General features: G+C 65.3%; 20 protein-coding genes. 7 read left to right on the plus strand and 13 right to left on the minus strand.

Annotated features, from left to right (window positions below):
• The first annotated feature begins 127 nt into the window (after nucleotides 1-127).
• Both mscK and selO read left to right on the plus strand, forming a co-directional pair.
• Complete coding sequence (gene mscK / locus OUY36_RS19900) at nucleotides 128-3,421, plus strand: mechanosensitive channel MscK (protein WP_267935699.1); 3,294 nt, start codon at nucleotides 128-130, stop codon at nucleotides 3,419-3,421.
• 91 nt (nucleotides 3,422-3,512) lie between these two features.
• Entirely contained in the window at nucleotides 3,513-4,973 is a 1,461-nt protein-coding gene (gene selO / locus OUY36_RS19905; protein WP_267935701.1) for a protein adenylyltransferase SelO, read from the plus strand.
• A gap of 56 nt (nucleotides 4,974-5,029) precedes the next feature.
• Here the strand turns inward: selO and OUY36_RS19910 are convergent, their stop codons facing one another.
• From OUY36_RS19910 to OUY36_RS19930, 5 genes are all read right to left on the minus strand, one after another.
• Nucleotides 5,030-6,220: a hybrid sensor histidine kinase/response regulator gene (locus tag OUY36_RS19910; protein ID WP_267935703.1), complete on the minus strand. Its 1,191-nt coding sequence runs from the start codon at nucleotides 6,218-6,220 to the stop codon at nucleotides 5,030-5,032.
• A 2-nt stretch (nucleotides 6,221-6,222) separates the two neighbouring features.
• The gene (locus tag OUY36_RS19915) at nucleotides 6,223-6,822 is read right to left on the minus strand and encodes a chemotaxis protein CheB (protein ID WP_267935705.1); all 600 of its coding nucleotides are present in this window, start codon (nucleotides 6,820-6,822) and stop codon (nucleotides 6,223-6,225) included.
• The gene (locus tag OUY36_RS19920) at nucleotides 6,819-7,637 is read right to left on the minus strand and encodes a CheR family methyltransferase (protein WP_063540763.1); all 819 of its coding nucleotides are present in this window, start codon (nucleotides 7,635-7,637) and stop codon (nucleotides 6,819-6,821) included. Before OUY36_RS19920 ends, OUY36_RS19915 begins: the two co-directional genes overlap by 4 nt.
• Nucleotide 7,638: 1 nt before the next feature.
• On the minus strand, nucleotides 7,639-11,136 hold the full coding sequence (locus OUY36_RS19925) for a response regulator (protein ID WP_267935708.1): 3,498 nt from the start codon (nucleotides 11,134-11,136) through the stop codon (nucleotides 7,639-7,641).
• A 201-nt stretch (nucleotides 11,137-11,337) separates the two neighbouring features.
• Nucleotides 11,338-11,496 carry a YqaE/Pmp3 family membrane protein gene (locus OUY36_RS19930; protein WP_073865913.1) on the minus strand — a complete coding sequence of 53 codons (159 nt, stop codon included), beginning with the start codon at nucleotides 11,494-11,496 and terminating at the stop codon, nucleotides 11,338-11,340.
• A 428-nt stretch (nucleotides 11,497-11,924) separates the two neighbouring features.
• Here OUY36_RS19930 and OUY36_RS19935 point away from each other — a divergent pair, with 428 nt between their 5' ends.
• Nucleotides 11,925-12,917, plus strand: a complete 993-nt coding sequence (locus OUY36_RS19935) for an SDR family oxidoreductase (RefSeq protein ID WP_267935710.1) — start codon at nucleotides 11,925-11,927, stop codon at nucleotides 12,915-12,917.
• Between the two features lie 7 nt (nucleotides 12,918-12,924).
• Here the strand turns inward: OUY36_RS19935 and OUY36_RS19940 are convergent, their stop codons facing one another.
• Both OUY36_RS19940 and OUY36_RS19945 read right to left on the minus strand, forming a co-directional pair.
• Nucleotides 12,925-13,113, minus strand: coding sequence for a hypothetical protein (locus tag OUY36_RS19940; protein WP_152481886.1), 189 nt, complete (start codon nucleotides 13,111-13,113; stop codon nucleotides 12,925-12,927).
• Complete coding sequence (locus tag OUY36_RS19945) at nucleotides 13,113-13,946, minus strand: MBL fold metallo-hydrolase (protein WP_267935712.1); 834 nt, start codon at nucleotides 13,944-13,946, stop codon at nucleotides 13,113-13,115. The genes OUY36_RS19940 and OUY36_RS19945 overlap by 1 nt, the downstream gene beginning before the upstream one ends.
• Nucleotides 13,947-14,127: 181 nt before the next feature.
• Between OUY36_RS19945 and OUY36_RS19950 the strand changes: the two genes are divergently transcribed.
• From OUY36_RS19950 to OUY36_RS19965, 4 genes are all read left to right on the plus strand, one after another.
• Nucleotides 14,128-15,504: an NfeD family protein gene (locus tag OUY36_RS19950; protein WP_267935714.1), complete on the plus strand. Its 1,377-nt coding sequence runs from the start codon at nucleotides 14,128-14,130 to the stop codon at nucleotides 15,502-15,504.
• Nucleotides 15,494-16,252 (plus strand): slipin family protein, encoded by a 759-nt coding sequence (locus OUY36_RS19955; RefSeq protein ID WP_110778906.1) that lies wholly within the window; start codon nucleotides 15,494-15,496, stop codon nucleotides 16,250-16,252. Before OUY36_RS19950 ends, OUY36_RS19955 begins: the two co-directional genes overlap by 11 nt.
• A complete protein-coding gene (locus OUY36_RS19960) occupies nucleotides 16,253-16,756 on the plus strand; it encodes an LEA type 2 family protein (RefSeq protein ID WP_267935717.1) in 504 nt (167 codons plus the stop codon).
• Between the two features lie 278 nt (nucleotides 16,757-17,034).
• Nucleotides 17,035-18,297 (plus strand): OprD family porin, encoded by a 1,263-nt coding sequence (locus OUY36_RS19965; RefSeq protein ID WP_110778904.1) that lies wholly within the window; start codon nucleotides 17,035-17,037, stop codon nucleotides 18,295-18,297.
• 99 nt (nucleotides 18,298-18,396) lie between these two features.
• On the opposite strand, the gene OUY36_RS19970 is transcribed toward OUY36_RS19965, so the two are convergent.
• The 6 genes from OUY36_RS19970 to OUY36_RS19995 form a co-directional block, all read right to left on the minus strand.
• Nucleotides 18,397-18,720: a DUF3325 domain-containing protein gene (locus OUY36_RS19970; protein ID WP_110778903.1), complete on the minus strand. Its 324-nt coding sequence runs from the start codon at nucleotides 18,718-18,720 to the stop codon at nucleotides 18,397-18,399.
• Nucleotides 18,721-18,722: 2 nt separating this feature from the next.
• Nucleotides 18,723-20,249, minus strand: coding sequence for a PepSY-associated TM helix domain-containing protein (locus OUY36_RS19975; protein ID WP_110778902.1), 1,527 nt, complete (start codon nucleotides 20,247-20,249; stop codon nucleotides 18,723-18,725).
• The gene (locus OUY36_RS19980; RefSeq protein ID WP_110778901.1) at nucleotides 20,246-20,542 is read right to left on the minus strand and encodes a DUF3649 domain-containing protein; all 297 of its coding nucleotides are present in this window, start codon (nucleotides 20,540-20,542) and stop codon (nucleotides 20,246-20,248) included. The genes OUY36_RS19975 and OUY36_RS19980 overlap by 4 nt, the downstream gene beginning before the upstream one ends.
• Before the next feature lie 52 nt (nucleotides 20,543-20,594).
• On the minus strand, nucleotides 20,595-22,712 hold the full coding sequence (locus OUY36_RS19985) for a TonB-dependent siderophore receptor (RefSeq protein ID WP_267935720.1): 2,118 nt from the start codon (nucleotides 22,710-22,712) through the stop codon (nucleotides 20,595-20,597).
• A gap of 160 nt (nucleotides 22,713-22,872) precedes the next feature.
• Nucleotides 22,873-23,760: an aldose 1-epimerase gene (locus tag OUY36_RS19990; RefSeq protein WP_267935722.1), complete on the minus strand. Its 888-nt coding sequence runs from the start codon at nucleotides 23,758-23,760 to the stop codon at nucleotides 22,873-22,875.
• Between the two features lie 128 nt (nucleotides 23,761-23,888).
• On the minus strand, nucleotides 23,889-24,818 hold the full coding sequence (locus OUY36_RS19995; RefSeq protein WP_267935724.1) for a 2-hydroxyacid dehydrogenase: 930 nt from the start codon (nucleotides 24,816-24,818) through the stop codon (nucleotides 23,889-23,891).
• Between the last annotated feature and the right edge of the window lie 29 nt (nucleotides 24,819-24,847).

A 24,847-nucleotide genomic window follows, 5' to 3' on the forward strand; every position in this document is an offset into this window, starting at 1 on the left:
GCCAGTACAGCCGCCGGCTGACGCGGCCTCACCGCTCATCTGCCGGTCGACTGTCGGGTACTCGCGCTGGGCCGGCACAGTCCGTAGACTTCCGCTCTTTCCGGTCATCCGCTACGTCACTGCCCTCATGTCACTTCTGCGCACGCTGTTGCTCTCGACGCTCTGCCTGTTCGTCGCCCCTTTGCATGCCCAATCGCTGGACAGCCTCACCGGCACACCGTCCAGTGCCGAAGGCGAAGCGAAGCCCGCCCAACAATCGCTGGGCGAACAAACCCTCCGCATGGTCGAGCAGACCGAAACCAGCAAGGCCCGCCTCGAAGAGCTGAAGACGCAACTGGCGCAGGCGCCGAAGGAGATCGCCGAAGCCCAGCGCGAACTGGCCAAGCTCAAGGCCAGCCCGGACGAGGATCCTGCCAAGCGCTATGCCAGCCAGTCGGTGGATGCGCTCGAACAGCGCCTGAGCGCGCGGGTCGAGGAACTGGCGGAATGGCAGAAGCAATACAGCTCGGCCAACAGCATGATCATCTCGGCGCAGACACGCCCCGAACGCGCTCAGGCGCAGATCGGTACGGCGCAGACGCGCATCCAGGAGATCAACAACCTGCTCAAGAGTGGCCGTGAATCCGGCAAGCCGCTGAGCGAGGAGCGCCGCGCGCTGCTCAATGCCGAGATCGCCTCGCTCGAGGCACAGATCGAGCTGCGTCGTCAGGAGCTGGCCGGCAACAGCCTGCTGCAGGACCTCGGCAAGGCTCGCCGTGATCTGCTGGCCGAGCGCATTCGGCGTGCGGAGGAAGAAACCCAGGCGCTGCAGACCCTGATCAACGAGAAGCGCCGGGCCGAATCGGAACAGACCGTGGCGGAGTTCTCGGCACGGGTGCAGCAGGCCGGCTCGGACAAACTGCTCGCCGCCGAAAGCGCCGAGAACCTCAAGCTCTCCGATTACCTGCTGCGCGCCACCGAACGCCTCAACCGTCTGAACCAGCAGAATCTGCAGACCCGCCAGCAGCTCGACACGCTCAACCAGACCGATCAGGCACTGGAGGAGCAGATCGCCGTGCTCGAAGGCAGCCTGCTGCTGTCGCGCATTCTCTATCAGCAGAAGCAGGCGCTGCCGAGCCTGCAGCTGGACAAGAATCTCGCCGACGAGATCGCCGATATCCGCCTCTATCAGTTCGAGCTGAACCAGCGCCGTGAAGCCGCAGGCAACCCCTCTGCCTACGTCGACCAGCTACTCGCCCAGCAGAACGAAGAGGAGGTCACGCCGGAACTGCGGCGCACCCTGCTGGAGCTGGCGACCACCCGCAGCGAGCTGCTCGACCGTCTGAACCGCGAACTGGATGCCCTGCTCAACGCATCCATCACCCTGCAGCTGAACCAGAAGCAGCTGCAGGACACCGCCAGCGCGCTCAGCAATACCCTCGACGAGCAGATGTTCTGGATTCCCAGCAACAAGCCGCTGGACTTCGACTGGCTGCAGGGCGCCGCCCAGCGCTTGAAGAATCAGCTCGCGGCGATGCCCTGGCTGTCCGCGCTGCAGGAACTGGGGGCAGGGCTCAAGGAGCGCCCGTTGTTCTTCCTGCCGCTGCTGCTGTTGATCGCCGCCCTGCTCTGGTGGCGTCGGAAGATCGAGGCCAAGCTCAGCTCGCTGAGCGAAGAAATCGGTCACTTCCGCAACGATAGCCAGCTGCACACCCCACTGGCGCTGCTGCTCAACCTGCTGCTGGCACTGCCCGGCGCCTTGTTCCTGACTCTATGCGGCTACCTGCTGCAGATGGACGCACGCGGACAGAACTACGTCCTCGGTGCCGCCCTTTTTGAAATGGCCCAGGCCTGGCTGGTGTTCTACAGCGCCTACCGCATGCTCTCGCCGGGGCGTGTAGCCGAGCTGCATTTCGGCTGGTCACGGCCGCAGGTGGCCTTCCTGCGTGACGAAATCCGCCGACTGGGGCTGATCGTCATGGCCCTGGTCGCCGTGGTCAGCGTCGCCGAGCATCAACCGGCGCGGCTGGCCGATGACGTCCTCGGCATCCTGGTGGTGCTGACCTGCTTCGCGTTGATGAGCTGGCGCCTCAATCGCCTGCTGCTCAAGGGCCCGTCGAGCCAGAACGCCCCGCCGCTGCGGCTGATGATCGGGCTGCTGTTCAGCGTGCTGCCGATCGCATTGATCGTCGCAGTCGGCTTTGGCTACTACTACACGGCCCTGAAGCTGACCGACCGGCTGATCGACACCCTCTACCTGCTGATGATCTGGATCGTCGTCGAAGCCGCGCTGATCCGCGGGCTGACAGTGGCTGCACGGCGCCTGGCCTACAAGCGCGCGCTGGCCAAGCGCCAGACGCAGGTCGACGAGGGCAGCGACACGGTGGAAACCCAGGGCGAACCGGGGCTGGACATCGAGCAGGTCAACCAGCAGTCGCTGCGCCTGACTCGCCTGACCATGTTCGGCGTGTTCCTGGTGGCGCTGTACTGGGTCTGGTCGGACCTGATCTCGGTGGTCTCCTACCTGGACAACATCACCCTCTACGAATACACCACCGGCAGCGGCGAGACGCTCACCACCGCGGCGATCAGCCTGAACAACCTGCTCGGCGCGCTGCTGATCGTCGCCATCACCGTGGCCCTGGCACGCAACCTGCCGGGCCTGCTGGAAGTCATGGTGCTGTCCAAGCTGCGCCTGGCCCAGGGCAGCGCCTACGCCACCACCACGCTGCTGTCCTATGCGCTGGCCGGCTTCGGCATCGTTGCCACGCTGTCCACCCTCGGCGTCAGTTGGGACAAACTGCAATGGCTGGTGGCGGCGCTCTCGGTGGGCCTGGGTTTCGGCCTGCAGGAAATTTTCGCCAACTTCATCTCCGGCCTGATCATCCTCTTCGAACGTCCGGTACGGATCGGCGACGTGGTGACTATCGGCAACCTGTCCGGCACGGTCAGCCGGATTCGCATCCGCGCCACCACCATCACCGACTTCGACCGCAAGGACATCATCGTCCCGAACAAGACCTTCATTACCGGCCAGCTGATCAACTGGTCGCTGAGCGACACCGTCACCCGGGTGACGGTAAAGGTCGGCGTGGCCTATGGCTCGGATCTGGAGAAGGTCAAGGAGCTGCTCTACAAGGCCGCTCAGGATAATCCGCGGGTGCTCAAGGAGCCGGAGCCGCAGGTGTTCTTCCTCACCTTTGGCGAGAGCACGCTGGACCATGAGCTGCGCATCCACGTGCGCGATCTCGGCGACCGCAACCCGGCCACCGACGAGATCAACCGCTTCATCGATCGCGAGTTCGCCAAGGCCGGCATCAACATCGCCTTCCGCCAGGTCGATGTGTTCCTCAAGAACTTCGCCGGCCAGCAGTTGCAGCTCAGCACCACGCCGAAACCGGCCGGCGATACGCCGAAGTCGGAGACCGACGATCGCGGCTGAGGAACGCCCAGACGGATCGCAGCCTCCAACCACCTGAACACGCCCGGCAATTGCCGGGCTATTCTTGCCTGCATGTCGCGCCGGAGGGATCTTGAAGACCCTGACCCAACTGACCTTCGACAACCGCTTCGCCCGCCTTGGCGATACATTCTCCACCGAGGTGCCGCCGCAACCACTCGAGGCACCGCGCCTGGTAGTCGTCAGCGCGGCGGCCATGGCCCTGCTCGACCTGGATCCGGCCGAGGCCGAGCAGCCGCTGTTCGCCGAGCTGTTCTCCGGACACAAGATCTGGTCCACCGCCGAACCGCGGGCGATGGTTTACTCCGGTCATCAGTTCGGCAGCTACAACCCGCAGCTCGGCGACGGCCGCGGCCTGCTGCTCGGCGAGGTGGTCAACGAAGCGGGCGAGCACTGGGACCTGCACCTCAAGGGTGCCGGCAAGACGCCCTACTCGCGCATGGGCGATGGCCGTGCCGTGCTGCGCTCGTCGATCCGCGAGTTCCTCGCCAGCGAACACCTGCATGCGCTGGGCATCCCAAGCTCCCGCGCGCTGTGCGTGACCGGCTCAGACACAACGGTCTACCGCGAGCGACCGGAACGTGGCGCCATGCTGCTGCGCCTGGCACCGAGCCACGTGCGCTTCGGCCATTTCGAATTCTTCTATTACACCCGCCAGCATGCCGAGCTGAAGCAGCTGCTCGAGCATGTCATCGAGGCGCATTTTCCCGACCTGCTGGAACATCCCGAACCATTCCACGCGTTCTTCCGCGAAGTGCTCGAACGCACCGCGGCGCTGATCGCCCGCTGGCAGGCCTACGGCTTCTGCCACGGGGTGATGAACACCGACAACATGTCGATCCTGGGCATCACCTTCGACTTCGGCCCCTATGCCTTCCTCGACGATTTCGACGCGCGGTTCATCTGCAACCACTCCGACGATACCGGCCGCTACTCCTTCGAGAATCAGGTGCCCATCGCTCACTGGAATCTGGCAGCGCTGGCCCAGGCGCTGACGCCCTTCGTCGAGGTCAAGCTGCTGCGTGAAACCATGGAGCTGTTCCTACCGCTGTACGAAGCCGAATGGCTCGACCTGATGCGCCGACGCCTGGGCTTCGCCGCGGCCGAGGCGGATGACGAGGCACTGGTGCGCCGTCTGCTGCAACTGATGCAGGCCAGCGCCGTGGATTACACGAACTTCTTCCGCGAACTCAGCGAGAGTCCTGCCGAACAGGCGGTCCGCCGCCTGCGCGAGGACTTCGTCGATCTGCCGGGCTTCGATGCCTGGGCGGCGGACTATTGCGCGCGCACCGCACGCGAGGGCAGCGCGCCGGCCGAGCGCCAGGCGCGCATGCAGGCGGTCAACCCGAAGTACATCCTGCGCAACTACCTGGCGCAGCAGGCCATCGAGGCGGCGGAGAAAGGCGACTACGGGCCGGTGCGCGAATTGCACCAGGTGCTCAGCCGACCGTTCGATGAGCAGCCCGGCATGCAGCGCTACGCCGAGCGCCCGCCGGAATGGGGCAAGCATCTGGAGATCAGCTGCTCGTCCTGAGGTGCGCGGCCCGTGACGGGCCGAGCCCATATCGCCGCTGGAGTGCCGCCGCTGCGCTACTTGCCCAATGGCAGCAGCACGCGGAACCGCGAGCCCTGACCTTCCTCGCTGTGAACCTGGATGCGGCCGTTGTGCGCCCTGACGATCTGGTCGGCGATGAACAGGCCAAGCCCGAGTCCGGCGCTGCTTTCGCTACCCTCGGCACGCTCGAACTGGCAGAAGATGCGCTCCAGACTCTGCGGGCTGATGCCGATGCCGTGGTCGCGCACCTCGATGCACGCACCCTCCGCACAGGACGCAACACTGACATGCACCGGCTTGCCGGCACCGTAGCGCATCGCATTGGTCAGCAGGTTGGCCAGCACCTGTTCGATACGGAAGGCATCCCAGACGCCGATGATCGGCTCGTTTCGCTCCAGCCGCAATTCGCAGCCGCAGGCTTCCATCTGCGCTGCGAAACTCTCCACGACGTTGCCCACCAGTTGCGCGAGATCGATCTGCGCCGGGCGGATCGACAGTTTGCCGGTACGGATTCGCGACACGTCGAGCATGTCGTCGATCAGCCGGATCAGGCTCTGAATCTGCCGCTCGTCCTTGTCCACCATGTTGCGCAGGCGCTCTTCGCTGAAGGCCTCGAGATTGTTGCGACCGAGCTGCAGCTTGCGCAGCTGCACCTCGAGAATCAGGGTGTTTAGCGGGGTCTTCAGCTCGTGGGAGACGATCGACATGAAGTCATCGCGCATGCGCACCGCATTCTCCAGCTCGGCCTTGGTGCTGCGCAGTTCGTCGAGCAGCACTTCCTGCTCGCGGCGACTGCGCTCCAGCGCATCGAGCTGGCGAGCCAGACGCTTGCGCCCGCGATACAGGTCGACGAACACGCTGACCTTGCTGCGCACCGCATGGGCGTCCAGCGGCTTGTGCATGAAATCCACCGCGCCGCTCTCGTAGCCCTTGAAGGCATAGTTGAGTTCGCGACCGGCGGCGCTGACGAAGACGATGGGGATCTGCTTGGTGCGCTCGGTGCCGCGCATCAGCTCGGCCAGCTGGAAGCCGTCCATGCCCGGCATCTGCACATCGAGAATGGCCAGGGCGAAATCGTGCCGCAGAAGCAGTTCGAGCGCCTGTTCGGCCGACTCGGCCTGGTACACCCTGACGCCCGGCGCCTGCAGCAGTGCATCCAGGGCCAGCAGGTTCTCCGGCAGGTCATCGACGATCAGCAGATTCACCTCGTCGGTATGGTCGGGCATGGTCACTCCAGTTCTCGCAACAATCGGTGGATGTCGCGCAGAGGCAAGATGAAATCCGGCGCGAAGCGCTGGAGCGCGGCACGCGGCATGGTCGGTACCGCCGCTTCGGCTGGGTCCTGGACAACGGTCAGGCCACCACAACGATGGATCGCCTCGAGTCCCGCGGCGCCGTCCTCATTGGCACCGGTGAGCAGCAACCCGGCGAGTTGCGCGCCCCATGCATCGGCGGCGGACTCGAACAGTACGTCGATGGACGGCCGCGAGAAATGCACCGCATCGTCCTGGCTCAGCGACAGGCTGCGATCGCGCTCGGCCAGCAGGTGATAGCCGGGCGCCGCGAAGTACAGGGTGGCGCCACTTACCGCGTCCTTGTCGTCGGCTTCCTTCACCCGTAACCGGGTCCGGCGGCCGAATATCTCGGCCAGGTGGGTCGGGCCGTTGGCCGGAACGTGCTGCACCACCAGAATCGGCAGGCGGAAGTTGGCCGGCAGATCGTCGAGCAGCATGCCGAGCGCCTCCAACCCGCCGGCCGAGGCACCGATCACTACGGCCTCGATGGGCGGCTGCCGTTTGCTGCGCAAGATAGCCTGCTCGCTGCTCATAGCTTGCGGAAGATCCTTTCCGATTTGTCGAATGGCTCGTAGAGACCGGCAAAGGCCGAGAACTCGACGGTCTCCTTGCTGCCAAGGCCAAGGAAGCCCCGGTGGCAGAGCGACTCGTGGAACAGGCCGAACGCCCGATCCTGCAGCGGCTTATTGAAGTAGATCAGCACATTTCGGCAAGAAATCAGCTGTGTCTCGGAAAATACGCTATCGGTCGCCAGGCTATGGTCGGCAAACGTAACCTTTTCCTTCAGCGACTTGTCCATGATCGCCGAGTCGTAAGCGGCGGTGTAGTAGTCGGAAAAGCTCTGCGTGCCACCGGCCTGCTGGTAATTGGCGGTGTACTGACGTAGGTGGTCGATGGCGAAGATGCCCTGGCGCGCCTGTTCCAGCGACCGCGGGTTGATGTCGGTGGCGTAGATGATCGAACGCTCCAGCAGGTCCTCTTCCTTGAGCAGGATGGCCATCGAATAGACTTCCTCGCCGGTGCTGCAGCCGGCGATCCAGATCTTCAGCGACGGGTAGGTACGCAGCACCGGCACCACGTGCTCGCGCAGCGACCGGTAGTAGCTCGGGTCGCGGAACATCTCGCTCACCGGAATGGTGAGGTACTGCAGCAGCTCCATGAACGCCTGCGGATCGTAGAGAATCTTTCGCTGTAGTTCGGAGATGCTCTGGCACTGCAGCTGCTTCAATGCCAGCAATACCCGGCGCTTGAGCGAAGCGCCGGAATAGTCGCGGAAGTCGTAGCTGTACTTGAGGTAGATGGCCTCGATCAGCAGCTTGAGTTCGATCTCGACATTGCGGTCGGGCATTTCACAGCAGCTCCACTTTCGGCAGCCAGACACGGATCAGCGAGAACAACCGATCGAGGTCGATGGGCTTGGCCAGGTAGTCGTTGGCGCCAGCGCTCAGGCAGCGATCCTGGTCATCCTTCATCGCCTTGGCGGTCACCGCGATGATCGGCAGCTTGGCGAAACGGGAGTCCTTGCGAATTTCCTGCATGGCGGTGAAGCCATCCATCTCCGGCATCATGATGTCCATCAGCACCAGGTCGATGGTGCCATCGTGCTGCAGCCGGTCGATGGCCTCCAGGCCATTGCGGGCGATTTCCACCAATGCGCCCTTCTGCTCCAGTGCGCTGGTCAGGGCGAAGACGTTGCGCACGTCGTCGTCCACCACCAGGATCTTGCGGCCCTCGAAAGCCTTCTCGCGGCTGCGCGCGCTCTTCAGCATCTTCTGCCGCTCCGGTGGCATGTCCGACTCGACCTTGTGCAGGAACAGCGTTACCTCGTCGAGCAGACGCTCCGGCGAGCGCGCGCCCTTGATGATTATCGAACGCGAATACTTGAGCAGCGCCGCTTCCTCGTCGCGGGTCAGGTTGCGCCCGGTGTAGACGATCACCGGCGGGAAGGAGCAGATGTCCTCGCGAGCCATGCGTTCGAGCAGCTCGCTGCCGTCCATGTCCGGCAGCTTGAGATCGATGATCATGCAGTCGAACACGGTGCTGCGCAGCAGTTCGAGGGCCTGCTCGCCGAACTCGACAGCGGTGATCTCGATATCGACGTCCTCGATCAGCCGCGACACGCTCTCACGCTGACGTGCGTCGTCCTCGACCAGCAGGATGCGTTTGACCTTCTGCGCCAGCTTGGCTTCCAGACGGCCGAACACCTCCTTGAGGTCCTCGCGGGTGGTCGGCTTCATTGCGTAGCCCACCGCCCCCATCTGCAACGCCGCTTCCTTGCGGTCCTCCACCGATACCACGTGCACCGGGATATGCCGAGTGGCGGGATTTTCCTTGAGGCGTTCGAGTACGGTCAGACCGGAGTGATCGGGCAGACGCATGTCGAGCAGGATCGCATCGGGCTTGTACTGCACGGCGGTATCGAAGCCGTCGTCGGCGTTCTGCGCCAGCAGGCAGCTGTAGTTAAGCTCGTGGGCGAGGTCGTAGAGGATGCGCGCGAACTGCGGCTCGTCCTCGATCACCAGTACGCAGCGCGCCTCGAACGGCCGCTCGTCACGGTCATCCGGCAGCCACTGGCGGGGAGCCGCGGCACGCTGCAGCAGGTCTCGCTCGACGGCGGCTGGAGGCGCCGGAGGCTCGAGCGCGACAGGCGCCGCCGCCGGCACGCTGGCTGGCGTGATGGGGCGCGGCTCACTGTAGTGTTCCGGCACCACCAGGGTGAAGGTGCTGCCCGCCCCCGGCCTGCTCTGCACCTCGATCTCGCCACCGAGCAGATTGGCCAGTTCGCGCGAGATCGACAGTCCCAGTCCGGTGCCGCCATAGCGGCGATTGGTGGTGCCGTCGGCCTGACGGAACGCTTCGAAGATGGCGGCCTGCTGCTCCGGCGCAATCCCGATGCCAGTGTCGCGCACGGCGAATGCCAGCTGGTCTTCGCCGCGCTTTTCCACCCGTAGCGTCACCGATCCCTTCTCGGTGAACTTGAAGGCATTCGCCAGCAGATTCTTGAGAATCTGCTCCAGACGCTGCCGATCGCTGAACAGGCTGACCGGCAGATCATCGGCCAGCTCGACCTCGAATTGCAGCGATCGCTCCATGGCCTGAGGCAGGAACAGGTTCTTCACCCCATCGACCAGTCGGGCGAGCACGGTCAGCTCGGGGTGCACCTCGAGCTTGCCGGCCTCCACCTTGGAGATGTCGAGAATGTCGTTGATCAGCGTGAGCAGGTCGTTGCCGGCCGAATAGATGGAGCGGGCGAACTGCACCTGATCGTCACTGAGATTGCCCTCGGGGTTGTCGGCCAGCAGCTTGGCCAGGATCAGTGAGCTGTTCAGCGGCGTGCGCAGCTCGTGGGACATGTTGGCGAGGAACTCGGACTTGTAGCGGCTGGCGCGCTGCAGTTCGTCGGCGCGCTGCTCGAGCATCAGCTGGGCCTCGTTCAGGCGTTGGTTCTTCTCGTCCATCTCGTCGCGCTGACGCGCGAGGGTTTCGGTCTGCTCGGCCAGCTGCTCGTTGGTCTGCTCCAGCTCGGCCTGCTGTTCTTCCAGGTGCGATTGCGACTCCCGCAGGGCGTTCGACTGTTCTTCCAGCTCTTCGTTGGCGGCACGCAGCTCTTCCTGCTGCACCTGCAGCTCCTCGTTGAGCTGCTGGGTTTCGGCTAGCACCTTTTGCAGGCGCTGGCGGTAGCGCGCCGCCTCGATCGCCGAGCCGATGCTGGGCACGATGCGCCGCAGCAGCTCGCTGTCCTGCTCACGCAGCGGTCGCAGGAAGCCGAGTTCGATCACGCCGTTGAGCAGGCCGCTGTCTTCCACCGGCACGATGAGCACCGAACGCGGTTGGGTGCCGCCCAGCGCCGAGGTCACCTTGAGGTAATCGGCCGGCAGGTCCTCGACCGCCATCACCCGGCGCTCCAGCGCGGCCTGGCCGACCAGCCCGGAGCCGACTTCCAGGGTCCGTGCGCTCTGCAGATGCTCCGGGTCGTAGGCATACTCAGCGACGCGCTGCAGCTTGCCGTCCTGCACCACGTAGAGCGCGCCGACGGCAGCATCGATGTAGCGCGCAAGGAAATTAAGCACCCCCTGACCGAGAGCCGGCAGCGCCAGCTCGCCGATGATGGAGTCGCTGAGCTGGGTCTGCCCGGTGCGGTACCAGGCCTGTTGCTCCAGCGCCTCGGCATGGGACTGCTGGCGCTGCAGTGACTCCGAGTAGCTTTCCGACAGCGAGGTCAGGTCGCGGCGACCAAGGTAGACCAGCAGGCCGCTGAAGATCAGGCTGAACAGCAGGAACCCCCCGATCAGCGCGGTGGTGATGACCTCCGAGACATCGGTACGCTCGCTGCGCAGCTGGCGCTCGCGGGCGATGAAATCGTTGAGCAGCCGGCGCTGATCCTCCTTCAACTCGAGCCCACGTTTGCTCTGCACGTCCTCGATGACCGAAAGCCCCTGACCGCGCTGGCCGATCAGGTCCTCGGCAAAGGCCAGCCATTGGCTGTGCAGCATCGCGATGCGTTCGACGCGTTCGAGCTGCTCGGCATCTTCCGCCGAGTACTTGCGCATCAGTTCCAACTGCTCCTCGAACAACGGCCGCTCGCGCTCGTAGGGCTCGAGGAACCGGTCCTGGCCGGCGATCAGATAGCCACGCATCGAGGATTCGATGTCGTTGAGCATCTTCTGCGCCTCGTGCGCATAGGCGACGCCTTGAACCGAGCGCTCGACCCATTGGCCCACGCTCAGCAGGTAATAGACGATGGCGCTGAAGAAGAAGGCGCTGAGAAAACCGAACCCCAGGGGCACCGCCACGTTGCGGTTGAGGATCCGCCTGAAATTGTTTTGGTCGATGAAGGACTCGCTCATCTGGTTTCCTTTCCGTGTACCCGGGACGGGCGAACGCAAGCAAGGATTGCCGGCGGCAGGCATGGCTACCGCCTGATCGCACTCGTTAACGGCGTTTTCTTGAGTGTTTCCCGCGCAATAGGTTCCATAGCGCCGGGACGGCGACTCTACACGGCCAGGAGAGGGAGTTCAAAATGGCCCGACCATCCGGGCCGGGGCTCGTCAGCGGCGGGCGATGACCCAGACCGCATGGATGATGCCCGGGATGTAGCCCAGCAGGGTGAGCAGGATGTTCAGCCAGAACGCACCGGCAAAGCCCACCTGGAGAAATACGCCCAGCGGCGGCAGCAGAATCGCAAGGATGATGCGGATGAGGTCCATCATGGTCTCCGTCAGGTCAGAGGTAGCCAAACTTGGCTTACCTGAATCGACCTGATCGGTGTCGACCGGTTCCTTCGCGCTGCCGCCGGGAAAGTCCGCTGCCGGGGCAGCGGCTCCACGATCCGAAGGCGACCGGATAAGTCGCCGAGGGCATCTGATCGATGCACAGAGGAAAGGACGCAGCCCCACCTGCGGTGGCTGCCGCGTCGTGCCACTTCGCCTTTTGGACCAAGGGGCAGCGCCAGGCTTTCGCTTAGCCTGCTAACAATCTCAGACTAAAGACGTAATCGCTATTGGCCATTGGTCGATAGCCGAGCGGATCACTCGGAAAATGCGTCCGTCGTGAGCAGGAACTAGCCCGCGCTGCGGCAGGTCGCTTACAGAGCCGGCCAACGTACCGGCGGTGAACTGACGACAGGGGGGATTCCATGGCCGAACCAACTGCGGTGATCTGCGGTGCGACCGCCGGTGTCGGCCGCGCGACCGCCGAGGCCTTCGCCAGGGCCGGTTACCGAGTGGCATTGATCGCCCGTGGCGATCAGGGGCTGCATGAAACGAGGCTGCAGATCGAAGCGTCGGGCGCGCAGGTGCTGGCCCTGTCCGTCGATGTCGCCGACGCGGCTGCGCTGGACGCCGCGGCGACGCGCATCGAGGCGGAACTGGGGCCCATCGAGGTCTGGGTGAATGCCGCAATGGCCACCGTGTTCGGTCCGGTCGCCACGCTCAGCGCAGAGGAGATCGCCCGCGTCACCGAGGTCACCTATCTCGGCAGCGTGCACGGCATTCTCGCTGCGCTGCGCTGCATGCGCCCACGCAACCGCGGCACCATCGTCCAGGTCGGCTCGGCGCTGGCCTATCGTGCGATTCCGCTGCAGTCGGCCTATTGCGGCGCCAAGTTCGCCATCCGCGGCTTCATCGATTCACTGCGCTGCGAGCTGATTCACGACAGGAGCGCCATTCGCCTGACCATGGTGCAGTTGCCGGCGCACAACACGCCGCAGTTCGACTGGGCGCGCAACCGGATGAGCCGGCGTGCGCAGCCGGTGCCGCCGATCCACACGCCGGACGTCGCGGCCCGCGCCATCCTGCGTGCGGCCAGGAACGCGCCACGGGAACTCTGGCTGGGCGCCGCCAGTTTCAAGGCGATCCTGGGTACGCAGCTGATGCCCGGCCTACTCGATCGAATGCTCGCCCGTCAGGCCTGGGATGGCCAGCTGACCGCCGAGCCTGCCCCATCCGAGCGCCCCGACAACCTGTTCGAGCCGGTAGAGGGTCTGCATCGGACCGACGGGCGCTTCACCGAGCAGGCCGTACCCCGGGCCGTATCGCTCAGTGCGGCGACCGCCAGCGGACTGGCCGTTGGCGCCGGTGCGCTGTTGGCGCTCGGCGTTGGCCTGTTGCTTGGCCGTCGCCGGCGCTGAGCTGTCGTTACGGGCGCGGCTCGCGTTTGCGGCGGATGTTGATCCAGGAGAGCACGGCCAGCGCCAGCATGGCGCCGGTCATGCTGTAGTTGCCGATCGCCGCATAGCCGAGCGCGGCCAGCGAACAGGCGCCGAAGCCGATCCAGCGCACGGCGGCCATCATCCGTTCCACCGCCCGGCTACGTGGCGCCGCCATCAGTGCGCACCGCGCTGCATACGCGTCAGCTCCTGCGCGTCGTGGCTGCAGAACAGCGTGACCTCGTCGCGGTGCTCCAGCGACAGCGTCCACAGCCGGTGCTGATTGGCCAGCCGCGCGGTGCGATCGACCTCCATCATGCGCTGGTAGAAGCGCAGCCCCGGCGTGCAATGGCGCTCGTTGCGGCCGACCTCCTCGCGGAAGAAATAGGCGTCGCCGGCATGCAGCAGCCAGCCGCTATCGGTCTGCACGGCGACCCCGGCGTGACCGTGGGCATGCCCGGTCAGCGGGATCAGCTGGACTTCCGGCGGCAGCCCCCGCAACTCGCGCACCGCCTGGAAACCGAACCAGAGCTCGCCGCCCGGCTCGTAGAACTGCCAGTTGCGCACCTCGTCCCACTGCCGGTGACGGTAGCGGTTGTGGCCGATGAAGCTGCGTGTCGCCCGGGCGGCATCCATCTCGCGCTGCAGCACGTGCACCTGGGCCTGCGGAAAATCCGACAGGCCGCCGGCGTGATCGAAATCCAGATGGGTGAGCACGATATGGCACACGTCCCCGGCGGCGAACCCGAGCTGGCGCAGCTGCTCCAGCGCGGTGTAGCGCGGCTCCAGGCGGATGTTGTTGAGCGCCCGGAAGAACGGACTGAGCCGCTCGCCGGGGCGCCGCACGTCTTCGGTGCCGAAACCGGTATCCACCAGCACCAACCCGTGCTGCTCGGTCTCGAGCAGCAGGCAATGGCAAACCAGCTGCGCCGTCAGCCCCTTGCTGAAGCCATCGAACAAGGCGCCGCCGAGCGGGCACATGCAACCGCAGTTCAGGTGATGGACGCGCATGGGCACTCCTCGCTCGACGAGCCGACAGGATCGCCGGCTCTATGTCGTCAGAGGCCGTGCCGCGCGCCGGAGTTCAGACCGCCGGGAAGCGAACTCTGTGCCGCCGCAACCCGGTAACAGCCGGTGGTCTACGCTGAACAGGGGCACGCCGGGTGCCCGTTCGCACAAGAGGACGCCTGCCATGCCTCGCCATTCCGCCCACTGGCTGCTGGCCATGCTGCTCCTGCTGGCGGTCCAGAGTGCGAACGCCGCCGCACCGGTGACGCTGCTACGGGTCGATGGCGCCATCGGTCCGGCGAGTGCCGACTACATCCTGCGTGGCCTGCAACACGCCCGCGACGAGGGTGCGCAGCTGGTGGTGCTGGAACTGGACACTCCCGGCGGGCTGGACACCTCGATGCGCGCCATCATCAAGGCGATCCTCGCCAGCCCCATCCCGGTCGCCACCTACGTCACCCCCAGCGGCGCCCGCGCGGCCAGTGCCGGCACCTACATGCTCTACGCCAGCCATGTCGCGGCGATGGCGCCGGGCACCAACCTCGGCGCGGCGACGCCGGTGCAGATCGGTGGCATGCCCGGCGCGCCGCCCGAGCAGCCGCAAGGCGAGCGGGACGAGCAAACCAAGGCACACGGCGATGCCATGAGCCGCAAGCAGGTCAACGACGCGGCGGCCTATATCCGCGGCCTCGCCCAGCTGCGCGGGCGCAATGCCGAGTGGGCCGAGCAGGCGGTGCGCGAGGCGGTCAGCCTGTCGGCCAGCGAAGCGCTGGAGCACAAGGTGATCGACTATCTCGCGCGCGACGTCGCCGACCTGCTGCGCCAGCTCGACGGCAAGACGCTCGCCGTCCCGGATACCGAAGTCACGCTGCACACGGCTGACGCGCAGTTGATCGAGCACGCGCCGGACTGGCGGGTACGCCTGCTGGCGGTGATCACCAACCCGAGCGTGGCACTGATCCTGATGATGATCGGCATCTACGGGCTGATCCTCGAATTCTCCAACCCCGGCATCGGCGCCGGCAGCGTGCTCGGCGGCATCTGTCTGATCCTCGCGCTGTATTCGCTGCAGCTGCTGCCGGTGAACTACGCCGGCGTGGCGCTGATCCTGCTCGGCATTGCCTTCATGGTCGCCGAAGCGTTTCTACCGAGCTTCGGCGTGCTCGGCATCGGCGGCGTGGCCGCGTTCGTTGCCGGCGCGGTGATCCTGATCGACACCGAAGTGCCCGGCTTCGGCATTCCGCTGGCATTGATCATCACCCTTGCCCTCACCAGTGCGCTGCTGGTGTTCGCCATCGTTGCCATGGCGCTGAAGGCGCGACGCCAGCGCCTGGTCGGCGGCGACAGCGAGCTGATCGGCAGCGTCGCGCCGATCAGCTCGGTCTCGACACAGGATCCGCACAGCGCCTGGCTGCATCTGCAGGGCGAGAACTGGCAGGTGCACAGCGCCACGCCACTGGCGGCCGGCCAGCAGGTACGCGTGATCGCGCGGCACGGACTGCAGCTGGAAGTCGCTGCACAGCCATCCACCCATCGAGAGGAGCTGAACCATGGGCTATGAAATGAGTTTTCTGGTGTTGCTGGTGCTGCTGTTCGGCCTGCTGGCGTCGACGTTCCGCATCCTGCGCGAATACGAGCGTGGCGTGGTGTTCATGCTCGGACGTTTCTGGAAGGTCAAGGGGCCGGGCTTGATCCTGGTGATTCCCGGCATCCAGCAGATGGTGCGGGTCGATCTGCGCACGCTGGTGCTCGACGTGCCGACCCAGGACGTGATCTCCCGCGACAACGTCTCGGTGAAGGTCAATGCGGTGGTCTACTACCGCGTGCTGGACGCGCAGAAGGCGATCATCCAGGTCGAGGATTACCATTCGGCCACCAGCCAGCTGGCGCAGACCACGCTGCGTGCGGTGCTCGGCAAGCACGAACTGGACGACATGCTGGCCGAACGCGAACAGCTCAACAGCGACATCCAGCAGGTGCTCGATGCGCAGACCGACGCCTGGGGCATCAAGGTGGCGAACGTCGAGATCAAGCACGTCGACCTCGACGAATCGATGATCCGGGCCATCGCGCGGCAGGCCGAAGCGGAACGCGAGCGGCGGGCGAAGGTCATTCATGCGGAGGGCGAACTGCAGGCGTCGGAGAAGCTGATGCAGGCCGCCGAGATGCTCGGCCGGCAATCGGGAGCCATGCAGCTGCGCTACATGCAGACGCTGAGCAGCATCGCCGGTGACAAAAGTTCGACCATCGTTTTCCCGCTGCCCATCGAGCTGCTGCAGGGCATCAAGAACCTCGACAGGAAACCCTGAGTGCACACATCTTCCACGTTCCACCACCCGCTGCGCCTGCTGCTGATCATTCTGCTTGCATCGGCTCTGGGCGCCTGCGCTGCCTTTTCGCCGCGCGATCCGCTCAATGTCCAGGTCGCCGGCATTCAACCGCTGCAGGGCGAGGGACTGGAGGTGCGCTTCCTGGTCAAGCTGCGCCTGCAGAACCCCAACGAGGGCGCCATCGACTACAACGGCGTCGCCCTGGACCTGGAGATCAACGGCCGGCGGCTGGCCAGTGGTGTCAGCGACCAGCGCGGCACGGTGCCGCGCTTCGGCGAGAGCGTGCTCGAAGTGCCGGTAACCATCTCCGCCTTCTCCGCCGCGCGCCAGGCGCTGGGGCTAGCCGAGCACATCGGCCTCGACGAAGTGCCCTATGTGTTGCGCGGCAAACTCGCCGGCGGCCTGTTCGGTACCCAGCGCTTCGTTGAGAAGGGCACATTCGACCTGTCACCCATCACAGATTCTCCCTACCGGCGCCATTAGTCATACGACCACCAATCATCGATCGTACGCCAGCAAGAGCACTCACTGCCGTATCACGAAACGCTTACCCGCCCGTCACAAATCGCTCAAAGCCTATCAATAGGCGCCTGCAGGCTATTGCCTTTCAGCGGTGGCGAGATTGACAACGACGCGAGCATCGTCATAATCCCTGCAGTCATATGACAACTGACGTCATTAGACTTTCCGATCAGGCATAGACCACCGCCCCAACGGTGGCCACACCGGGGCGGCCCATCAAGCAAGGGAGCACAACAATAATGACCCCAGGCACACCCTCTTCCGCTGCGCTGTTTCTCGGCGGCTGCATGACCCTCGTATCGCTCGGCGTCAGCACCGGCGCGCAAGCCGAAGGCTTCATCGACGATTCGACGCTTTCACTGAACCTGCGCAACTTCTACATCAACCGCAACTTCGTCGACACCGACTACCCGCAGAGCAAGGGTGAAGAGTGGACGCAGAGCTTCATCCTCAATTTCCAGTCCGGCTATACGCCCGGCCCGGTGGGTTTCGGCGTCGACGCCTTGGGCATGCTGGCGGTCAAGCTCGATGGCGGTGGCGGCACCTATGGCACCGGCCTGCTGCCGGTTCACGGCGCACCGGGCGATCGGCATCCGGCGGATGACTTCTCTCGCCTGGCAGTCGCGGCGAAGGCCAAGTTCTCCGAAACCGAGGTGCGCGTCGGTGAATGGATGGTGGTACTGCCGATCCTGCGTTCGGACGATGGCCGTTCGCTGCCGCAGACCTTCCAGGGCGGCATGATCACCTCCAAGGAAATCAAGGGCCTGTCGCTCTACGGCGGCCAGATGCGGCAGAACAGCCCGCGCGACGACGGCAGCATGGAGGATATGTTCTACGGCGGCGCGAGTTCCGACCGTTTCAACTTCGTCGGCGGCGAATACGAGCTCGGCGCGAAGACCAAGGTCGGCGCCTGGCATGCACGCCTGGAAGACATCTACCAGCAGAACTACTTCCAGCTGCTGCACACCCAGCCGCTCGGCGAAGGCGTGGCACTGACCGCCAACCTAGGCTACTTCACCGGCAAGGAAGAAGGCAGCGCGCTGGCCGGCGACCTCGACAACAAGACCTACTCCGGCCTGTTCGGCCTGCAGGTCGGCGGCAACACCTTCTACGTCGGCCTGCAGAAGGTCAGCGGCGACAACGGCTGGATGCGCGTCAACGGCACCAGCGGCGGCACCCTCGCCAACGACTCGTTCAACTCCAGCTACGACAATGCCAACGAGCGTTCCTGGCAGCTGCGCCATGACTACAACTTCGCCGGCATGGGCGTTCCGGGTCTGACCATCATGAACCGTTACATCAGCGGCGATCAGATCGAAGCCGGCGGCGTGGACGATGGCAAGGAATGGGGGCGCGAATCGGAACTGGCCTACACGGTGCAGAGCGGGCCGTTCAAGAGCCTCAACATCAAGTGGCGCAACTCCAGCATCCGCCGCGACTTCAGCGCTACCGAGTTCGACGAGAACCGGCTGATCTTCAACTACCCGTTGTCTCTGCTGTAAGCGGTAGGGCAGTACGCAACCCTCCTCGCTCCGGTTGCGATAACTTCTTTGGCCCGCCTAGGCGGGTCTTTTTTTGCCCGCCACAAGGACATCTGCTCGTTACCAGAGGCCCGACAGCACCGCGCCGGCCGTCAGCAGCGGAACCAGCGGCAGCACCCAGCGCGCACGCCAGGCCAGCAGCATTGCCAGTGCAACCCCGGCGAGCATCACCAGGCAGAGCCAGACCACCGCACCGATCTCCCCACCCAGGCTGGCGACGCTCGCCCACAGCGCCGCACCGAAGCAGGCCGCCGCGAGCGCACGCAAGAGCATGACAGCAGGGACGCGCCGATTAGCGCGCAGCAGCTCGCCACGATGTCGATGCATGCCCAGGCAGAGCAGCACCATGCCCAGATAACTCAACGCGAAAGCCGATAGCAGCATGTTCATGCCTCCTGCACACGCGGCGCGCGGCGGCGTGCGACAGCCGGTGCGGGTACGCCCTTCAAGCGCCAGGCGCAGGCGGCACAGATCAGTCCGGCGACGATCAGGAACAGGTCCACCGAAGCCAGCGCCCAGTCGCCGCGCCCGATGCTGGCCAGCAGATGACCGCCGGTAGTCAGCCCGTTGATGATCGGCAGGCCGAGCGCAAGCAGCGCGCCGAGCAGCAGTTGTCCGCGCAGCAAACGCCGCCCCTGCTGACGCCGCAGCACTGCCCAGAACGCAACCAGCAGCCAGGCACCAGCGAACACCCAGCCTTCGGCCACGGCACGCTCGCTGTAACCGGCCGGGATCAGCCGGTTGCCCCACAGCAGCGCCAGGCTGGCCAGTGGCAAGCCGGCGAACACCGAGGCGTTCAGCGCGCGCACCCAGATCACGCTGCGGTCGCCGCGCTGCTCGCGCTTGGCTAGCCAGACCTGCAGCCCGCCGACCAGCATGGCGCAACCGGCAAGACCCATCAGCAGATAGAGCAGGCGCACCAGCGTGCCGCCGAACTGCGCCATGTGCAGCCCCGCCAGCCAGAGATAGGCGCGGTAGCCGGTGGATGCGTCCTGGCGGTTGAGCAGCTCGCCGGTGCCGGCGTCATAACTCAGGGTGTCCTGCGGCGAGCCGATCCGCGAACGGTCCCGGCGACGGACATCCACCACTGCCGAGGCATCATCGGGATGATGCACGCTGACCCAGCCCGCCTCGCCTCCGCCCCACTGCCGCTGCGATTCGGCGATCAGCGCATCGAGGGACACCGGAGCCGGCGGCGGCTGGCCCACCTCTTCACGCTCGAAGCTGCCCATCACCTCGCCGAAGTACTGCATGACGTTGCCGGAATAACTCACCTGCGCGGCGGCCGGCATGTAGGACGCGACGAAGATCGCCACGCCGGTGTAGGCCAACACCAGATGAAACGGAAAACCGACCACGCCGAACAGATTGTGCGCATCGAGCCAGGCTCGCTGACCGTTGGCCTTGGGCCGCAGGGTGAAGAAGTCCTTGAAGATGCGCCGGTGAATGATCACCCCCGACACCAGCGCGACGAGCATGAACATGCCGGCCAGGCCGACGATGTACATGCCGATGTCGCCGGCGTGCAGGTTGTAGTGCAGCTTGAAGAAGAACTCGCCACCCAGCGTTTCCGGCATCGGCTCGGCCTGCGCACTGCGCGGGTCGAACGCGACGTTGTGGATGGTCTTGGTGGCGTCGACTTCCCAGCCCAGTCGCCAGTACGGTTCACGCTCGGTCGGGCCGTGCATCCAGAAGGCATGCAGCTCGTCGCTGACGTTCTGCTGCAACCAGCCACGCACGTCATCGGCACCCAGACTCGATACCACGCCGTCATGCAGCGCGGGGCGCATCCAGCGGCTGAGCTCCTTGTCGAAGCAGGCCACCGTGCCGGCGAAGATGATCACGAACAGCAGCCAGCTCGGCAGCAAGCCGCCCCAGGTGTGCAGGCCGGCCATGCTTTGGCGCAGTCTCATGGACGAACCCTCCAGTCGCCGGAAAGGAACGCGGCCAGGCACAGCAGCGCGGTCACACCGACGATCAACAGCCAGATGCGGCTAGCACTGCGAGCGGCGAACACGTAGATCGCCACCGCCGTCCACACGGCAAAGCTGGCCAGGCTGGAAAACACCACCCGATCAGGCCGTGCCAGCGGCAGGTAAACCGCCAGAAAGGCGGTCACCGCGTACGCCACGGCATAGCCGCCGACCAGCGCCGCCAGTACGCGTGAAGCGATCTGCCAGCGATTCATGGATGCATTGCGGCTCACCGTGGGTGTCCCTCCATCGTTAGCCAGTGGGCGCCAGGCGCCCTGGCGGTGGTCAGAAGCTGTAACTGGCGGTCGCCACCACGGTACGGCGGTTGCCGGTGAAGCAATCGCCACGCGACAGACAGGTGGTGTAGTAGGTCTCGTCTTCCAGGTTGGTGGCGTTAAGGGTGAACGCCCAGTCCTGGTAGGCGTAGCCGAGCATGGCATCGAACAGCGTGGTCGACGGCGTCTTCAGGCTGTCGGTGCCATCCCAGCTGGCACCGACGTAGCGCACACCGGCACCGGCGCTGAAGCCGGGAATGCCGGCGATGCTGAAGCGGTGCTGCGACCACAGCGAGGCCATGTGCTCGGGTACACTGGCGATGCGCTTGCCCTGCTGGGCAGTCGGCCCCTTGACCACTTCGCTGTCGAGGTAGGTGTAGGTGCTGATCAGATCCCAGTTGGGGTTCACCTCCACCAGCCCTTCCAGCTCCAGTCCCTTGACCCGCGCTTCGCCGGCCTGGCTATTGCTGCCCGGTACCGATCCGGCTATCTGGCGATTCTTCTCGCGCAGATCGAATACCGCTGCGGTGAGCAGCGTGTTGCTGCCTGCCGGCTGGTACTTCACCCCGAGCTCCCACTGCTCGCCCTCGAGCGGCTTGTAGGACTGCTGAGTGAAATTATCCAGACCGATGATCGGCGTGAAGGACTCGCTGTAGCTGATGTAGGGCGCCACGCCATTGTCGAACAGATAGGTCAGACCGACGCGACCGGTGACCGCGTCATCCTTCTGCCGGGTGCCCTGCTCGACGCGCGTGTCAGCCCAGTCCTTGCGCAGGCCCAGAGTTGCCAGCCACTTGTCGAGACGGATCTGGTCCTGAACATACAGGCCCTGCTGGGCAACGCGCTGCTGCGGGACATCGGAAAGCGTGATGCCGGATGGATCGAAGGTGCCGTAGACCGGATCGTAGAGATCCAGCGGGGTGGCGGCTCCGCGAGCGGTCTTGCTATCGGTGACGGCGTGCCGGTAGTCGACACCGACCAGCGCAGTGTGCTGCAGCGGGCCGGTGTCGAAGCGCGACTCGGCTTGGTGGTCGGCGCTCCAGATGGTCACCTCAGGCTTGGAGACGTAATAGACACGATTGACCGTGCGGTCGTCGGCACCGAGCACCGGCGGCCAGCCATACATGGTCTGGTAGCTGACCTTGCTCTTCTGCCAACGCAGGTTCTGCCGCAGCGTCCAGGTGTCGTCGACACGCCAGGTCATCTGCGAGGTCAGTGCTTTCTGCTCGGTGTCATATTCGTCGAAGCCGGGTTCGCTGACGAAGCGCTCGCTGCCAATCTCGCCGTAGGGCGCGCCGAGCACCGTGCCGCGGTGCGGCAGGAAGGAACTGGTGGTGCCGCTGTCGTCTTTCTGCACGTTGGCCATCAGCGTCCATTCGAACTGCTCGTTCGGACGCCAGGTCAACGACGGCATGAACACCAGACGGTTGTCCTTGGTGTGATCGACCTGGGTCTGGCTGTCACGCTGGATCGCCACCACGCGGTAAAGCAACGTGCCGTCTTCATCCAGCGGGCCGGTGCTGTCGAAGGCGATCTGCTTGCGGTCGAAGCTGCCGTATTGCAGCTGCAGCTCATTCTTCTGTTCCGCCTGCGGGCGCTTGCTGACGAAATTGAGCAGGCCGCCGACCGAACTCTGCCCGTAGAGCATGGATGACGGCCCCTTGATCACCTCGACGCGCTCCAGGGTGAAGGGATCGGTGCGTGAGTTCGTGTAGTGGCCGACGCTCTGCTGCAGGCCATCAAGGAAAAGCGTCGGCGCGACGCCGCGGATCAGCGCGAAGTCGCCGCGACTGTCCAGACCATAAGCCTCGCCACGCATGCCGGCGACATAGCGCAACGAGTCCTGGATGGTCAGCGAGCCCTGATCACGGATGCGGTCGGCGGTGATCACGCTGATCGACTGTGGGATTTCGATGATCGGCGTGTCGGTCTTGGTCCCGCTGACGCTGCGCTTGGCCACGTAACCTTCTACCGGGCCGTCGCCCTCCTCGGCTTCGCGTGGCGCGGTGATCTGTTGCGCTTCGAGTTCGACCGCCTCCTGAGCCTGGACAGCGAAGCAGGCGACCAGAGGCAGGGCCAGCACGAGAGGGCGCAGGGAAAAAGGAGGCGAAGCGACAGCATCACTCATGACCGTTATGACCTTGTTATGGATTGAGGATGCGCATGATATTGATAAATGTTTTCATTTAGAAGATCTGTTTTTCTGTTTCCTCGGCTTCGTCGTCCTGCGGCCGGGAATTTCGCCAACCATCGCTAACCGTCCGGGTATTGTTACTGCCGCTAGAGGCTCAGCAGTCCGAGCTGATGCGCAGCCGGCAGTGGCGAACCATGGCCTGCCCAGGTGCGAGGATTTCCAACCCGTCTTTACTCCGATTCAGCGCGGCATTGGCGTGGGATACCGGCTCCACAGCAATGAAACCCTGGTCAACCGGCGGGGTGTAGACGATCAGGTGTTCGAGCCCCGGCCCGGCCTCGATCGCCAGGCCCAGCCGCTGCTCCGGCCAGCGGAGCCGGGCCTGGCCGTCCCAGCCGGTGAAATTGTTGTCCAGCCCCGGCTCGCCCACGACGCGCAACTGGCGGAAATCCCAGACCGGCGCAATGGTTGCCTGGCGCAGCGGCAGCTGCTGCTCGTCGGCCAGCCAGACCGCCTCGGCGGCGAATTGCAGCTCCACGCCTGCATGCCGCGGAAAGTACGGGTGCCAGCCGAGTCCGGCAGGCATTGGCCGGCTGTCGCGGTTGTGCAGCCGCAGCTCCAACACCAGGCCATCGTCGAGGAGCTGCAGCCGCTGGCTGAGGTGGAAGGCGAACGGCCAGTCCGCGGCGCTATCGCCCTCGCTCGGATCATGCGCGAGGCTCAGCCGCAGCTGGTCGGCGCCCTGCTCGTCCAGCTGCCAGGCCCGCTTCCAGGCCACACCATGGATCGGCAGGGCGTGATCGGGGGAGTTGCGCCGCAGTTGATAGGAGCTGCCGTCGAAGTCGAAACAGCCGCTGGCGACGCGATTGGAGTACGGCGCCAGCACGAAGCAGCCCGTGCGCCGCACCTGCTCGCTGCCATCCCAGGGCCGCAGCAGATCGAAGCCGTCGAGGGCAAAGCGGGTGATCGCGCCGCCCAGCGCGGGACACACCGATAGCTGCAAACCGGCACGGCTGAGATGCAACTCATCGAAGCAAGCCATGGCGTTCGCCCTTCCAGAAATGTGCCGGCACCGGCAGAGCGCTTGTGGCGTTCGGGGTGCACGCAGCGAGCGGTCAAGTAATCACGACGGAAGCCTGTGACAACCGCCGCGTGCGCCGCTGACACCGGTCAGACCGGCGTCACCAGCTGCCCCTCCGCGAGGAAGCGCTGCAGGTTGGCCAATACCAGGTCTTCCATGGCGGCGCGGGTTTCCCGGGTGGCGCTGCCGACGTGCGGCAGCAGCACCGCGTTGTCCATACCCAGCAGCGCATCGGGCACTCGCGGCTCGTCGGCGAACACGTCCAGCGCGGCACCGCCGAGGCGGCCGGCCTGCAGCGCCTCGACCAGCGCCGGCTCGTCCACCACCGAACCGCGCGCGACGTTCACCAGCAGGCCGTCCGGGCCAAGCGCCTCGAGCACGTCGCGGTTCACCAGGCCGCGGGTCTGCGGGCCGCCGACGCAGGTCAGCAGCAGCACGTCGGCCCAGCGCGCCAGCTCGACCAGGCTGGCGGCGTACTCGTAAGGGCAGTCGGTGAGCGGCCGGCGGTTGTGGTAACGCACCGGCATGGCGAAACCCTCGGCGCGGCGGGCCACCGCCAGGCCGATGCGGCCGAGACCGAGAATGCCCAGCCGGCTGCCGCTGACCCGACGCGCCAGCGGCAGGTTGCCGTTCAGCCAGCCGCCGGCGCGGACGAAGCGATCGGCGCGGCTCAGCTGCCGGCGGCCGTCGATGATCAGGCCCATGGCCAGATCGGCGACGCAGTCGTTGAGCACCTCCGGCGTGTTGCTGATGGCGATGCCGCGGGCCTGCGCGGCAGGCACATCGATGGGGTCGTAGCCGACGCCGAAACTGACGATGGCCCTGAGCGCCGGCAGCCGCGCCATCAGCTCGGCCGAGCAGCCGAAGCGCGAACCGGTGACCACCACCTCGATGCAGCCCGCCACCTCATCCAGGCGCTCGGCAACATCGGCCTGCCACAACGGCAGGACGTCGTAGCGGTCGGCCAGTTCACGGTCGAGCCGTGCCGACAGCGGCGCGACCTGCAGCAGATAGGGCATGAAGCTCTCCTCATTCGGTAGGCGTGAAG

The sequence above is a fragment of the Stutzerimonas sp. R40042 genome (genome assembly GCF_026642215.1).
Taxonomy (GTDB): Bacteria; Pseudomonadota; Gammaproteobacteria; order Pseudomonadales; family Pseudomonadaceae; genus Stutzerimonas; species Stutzerimonas frequens.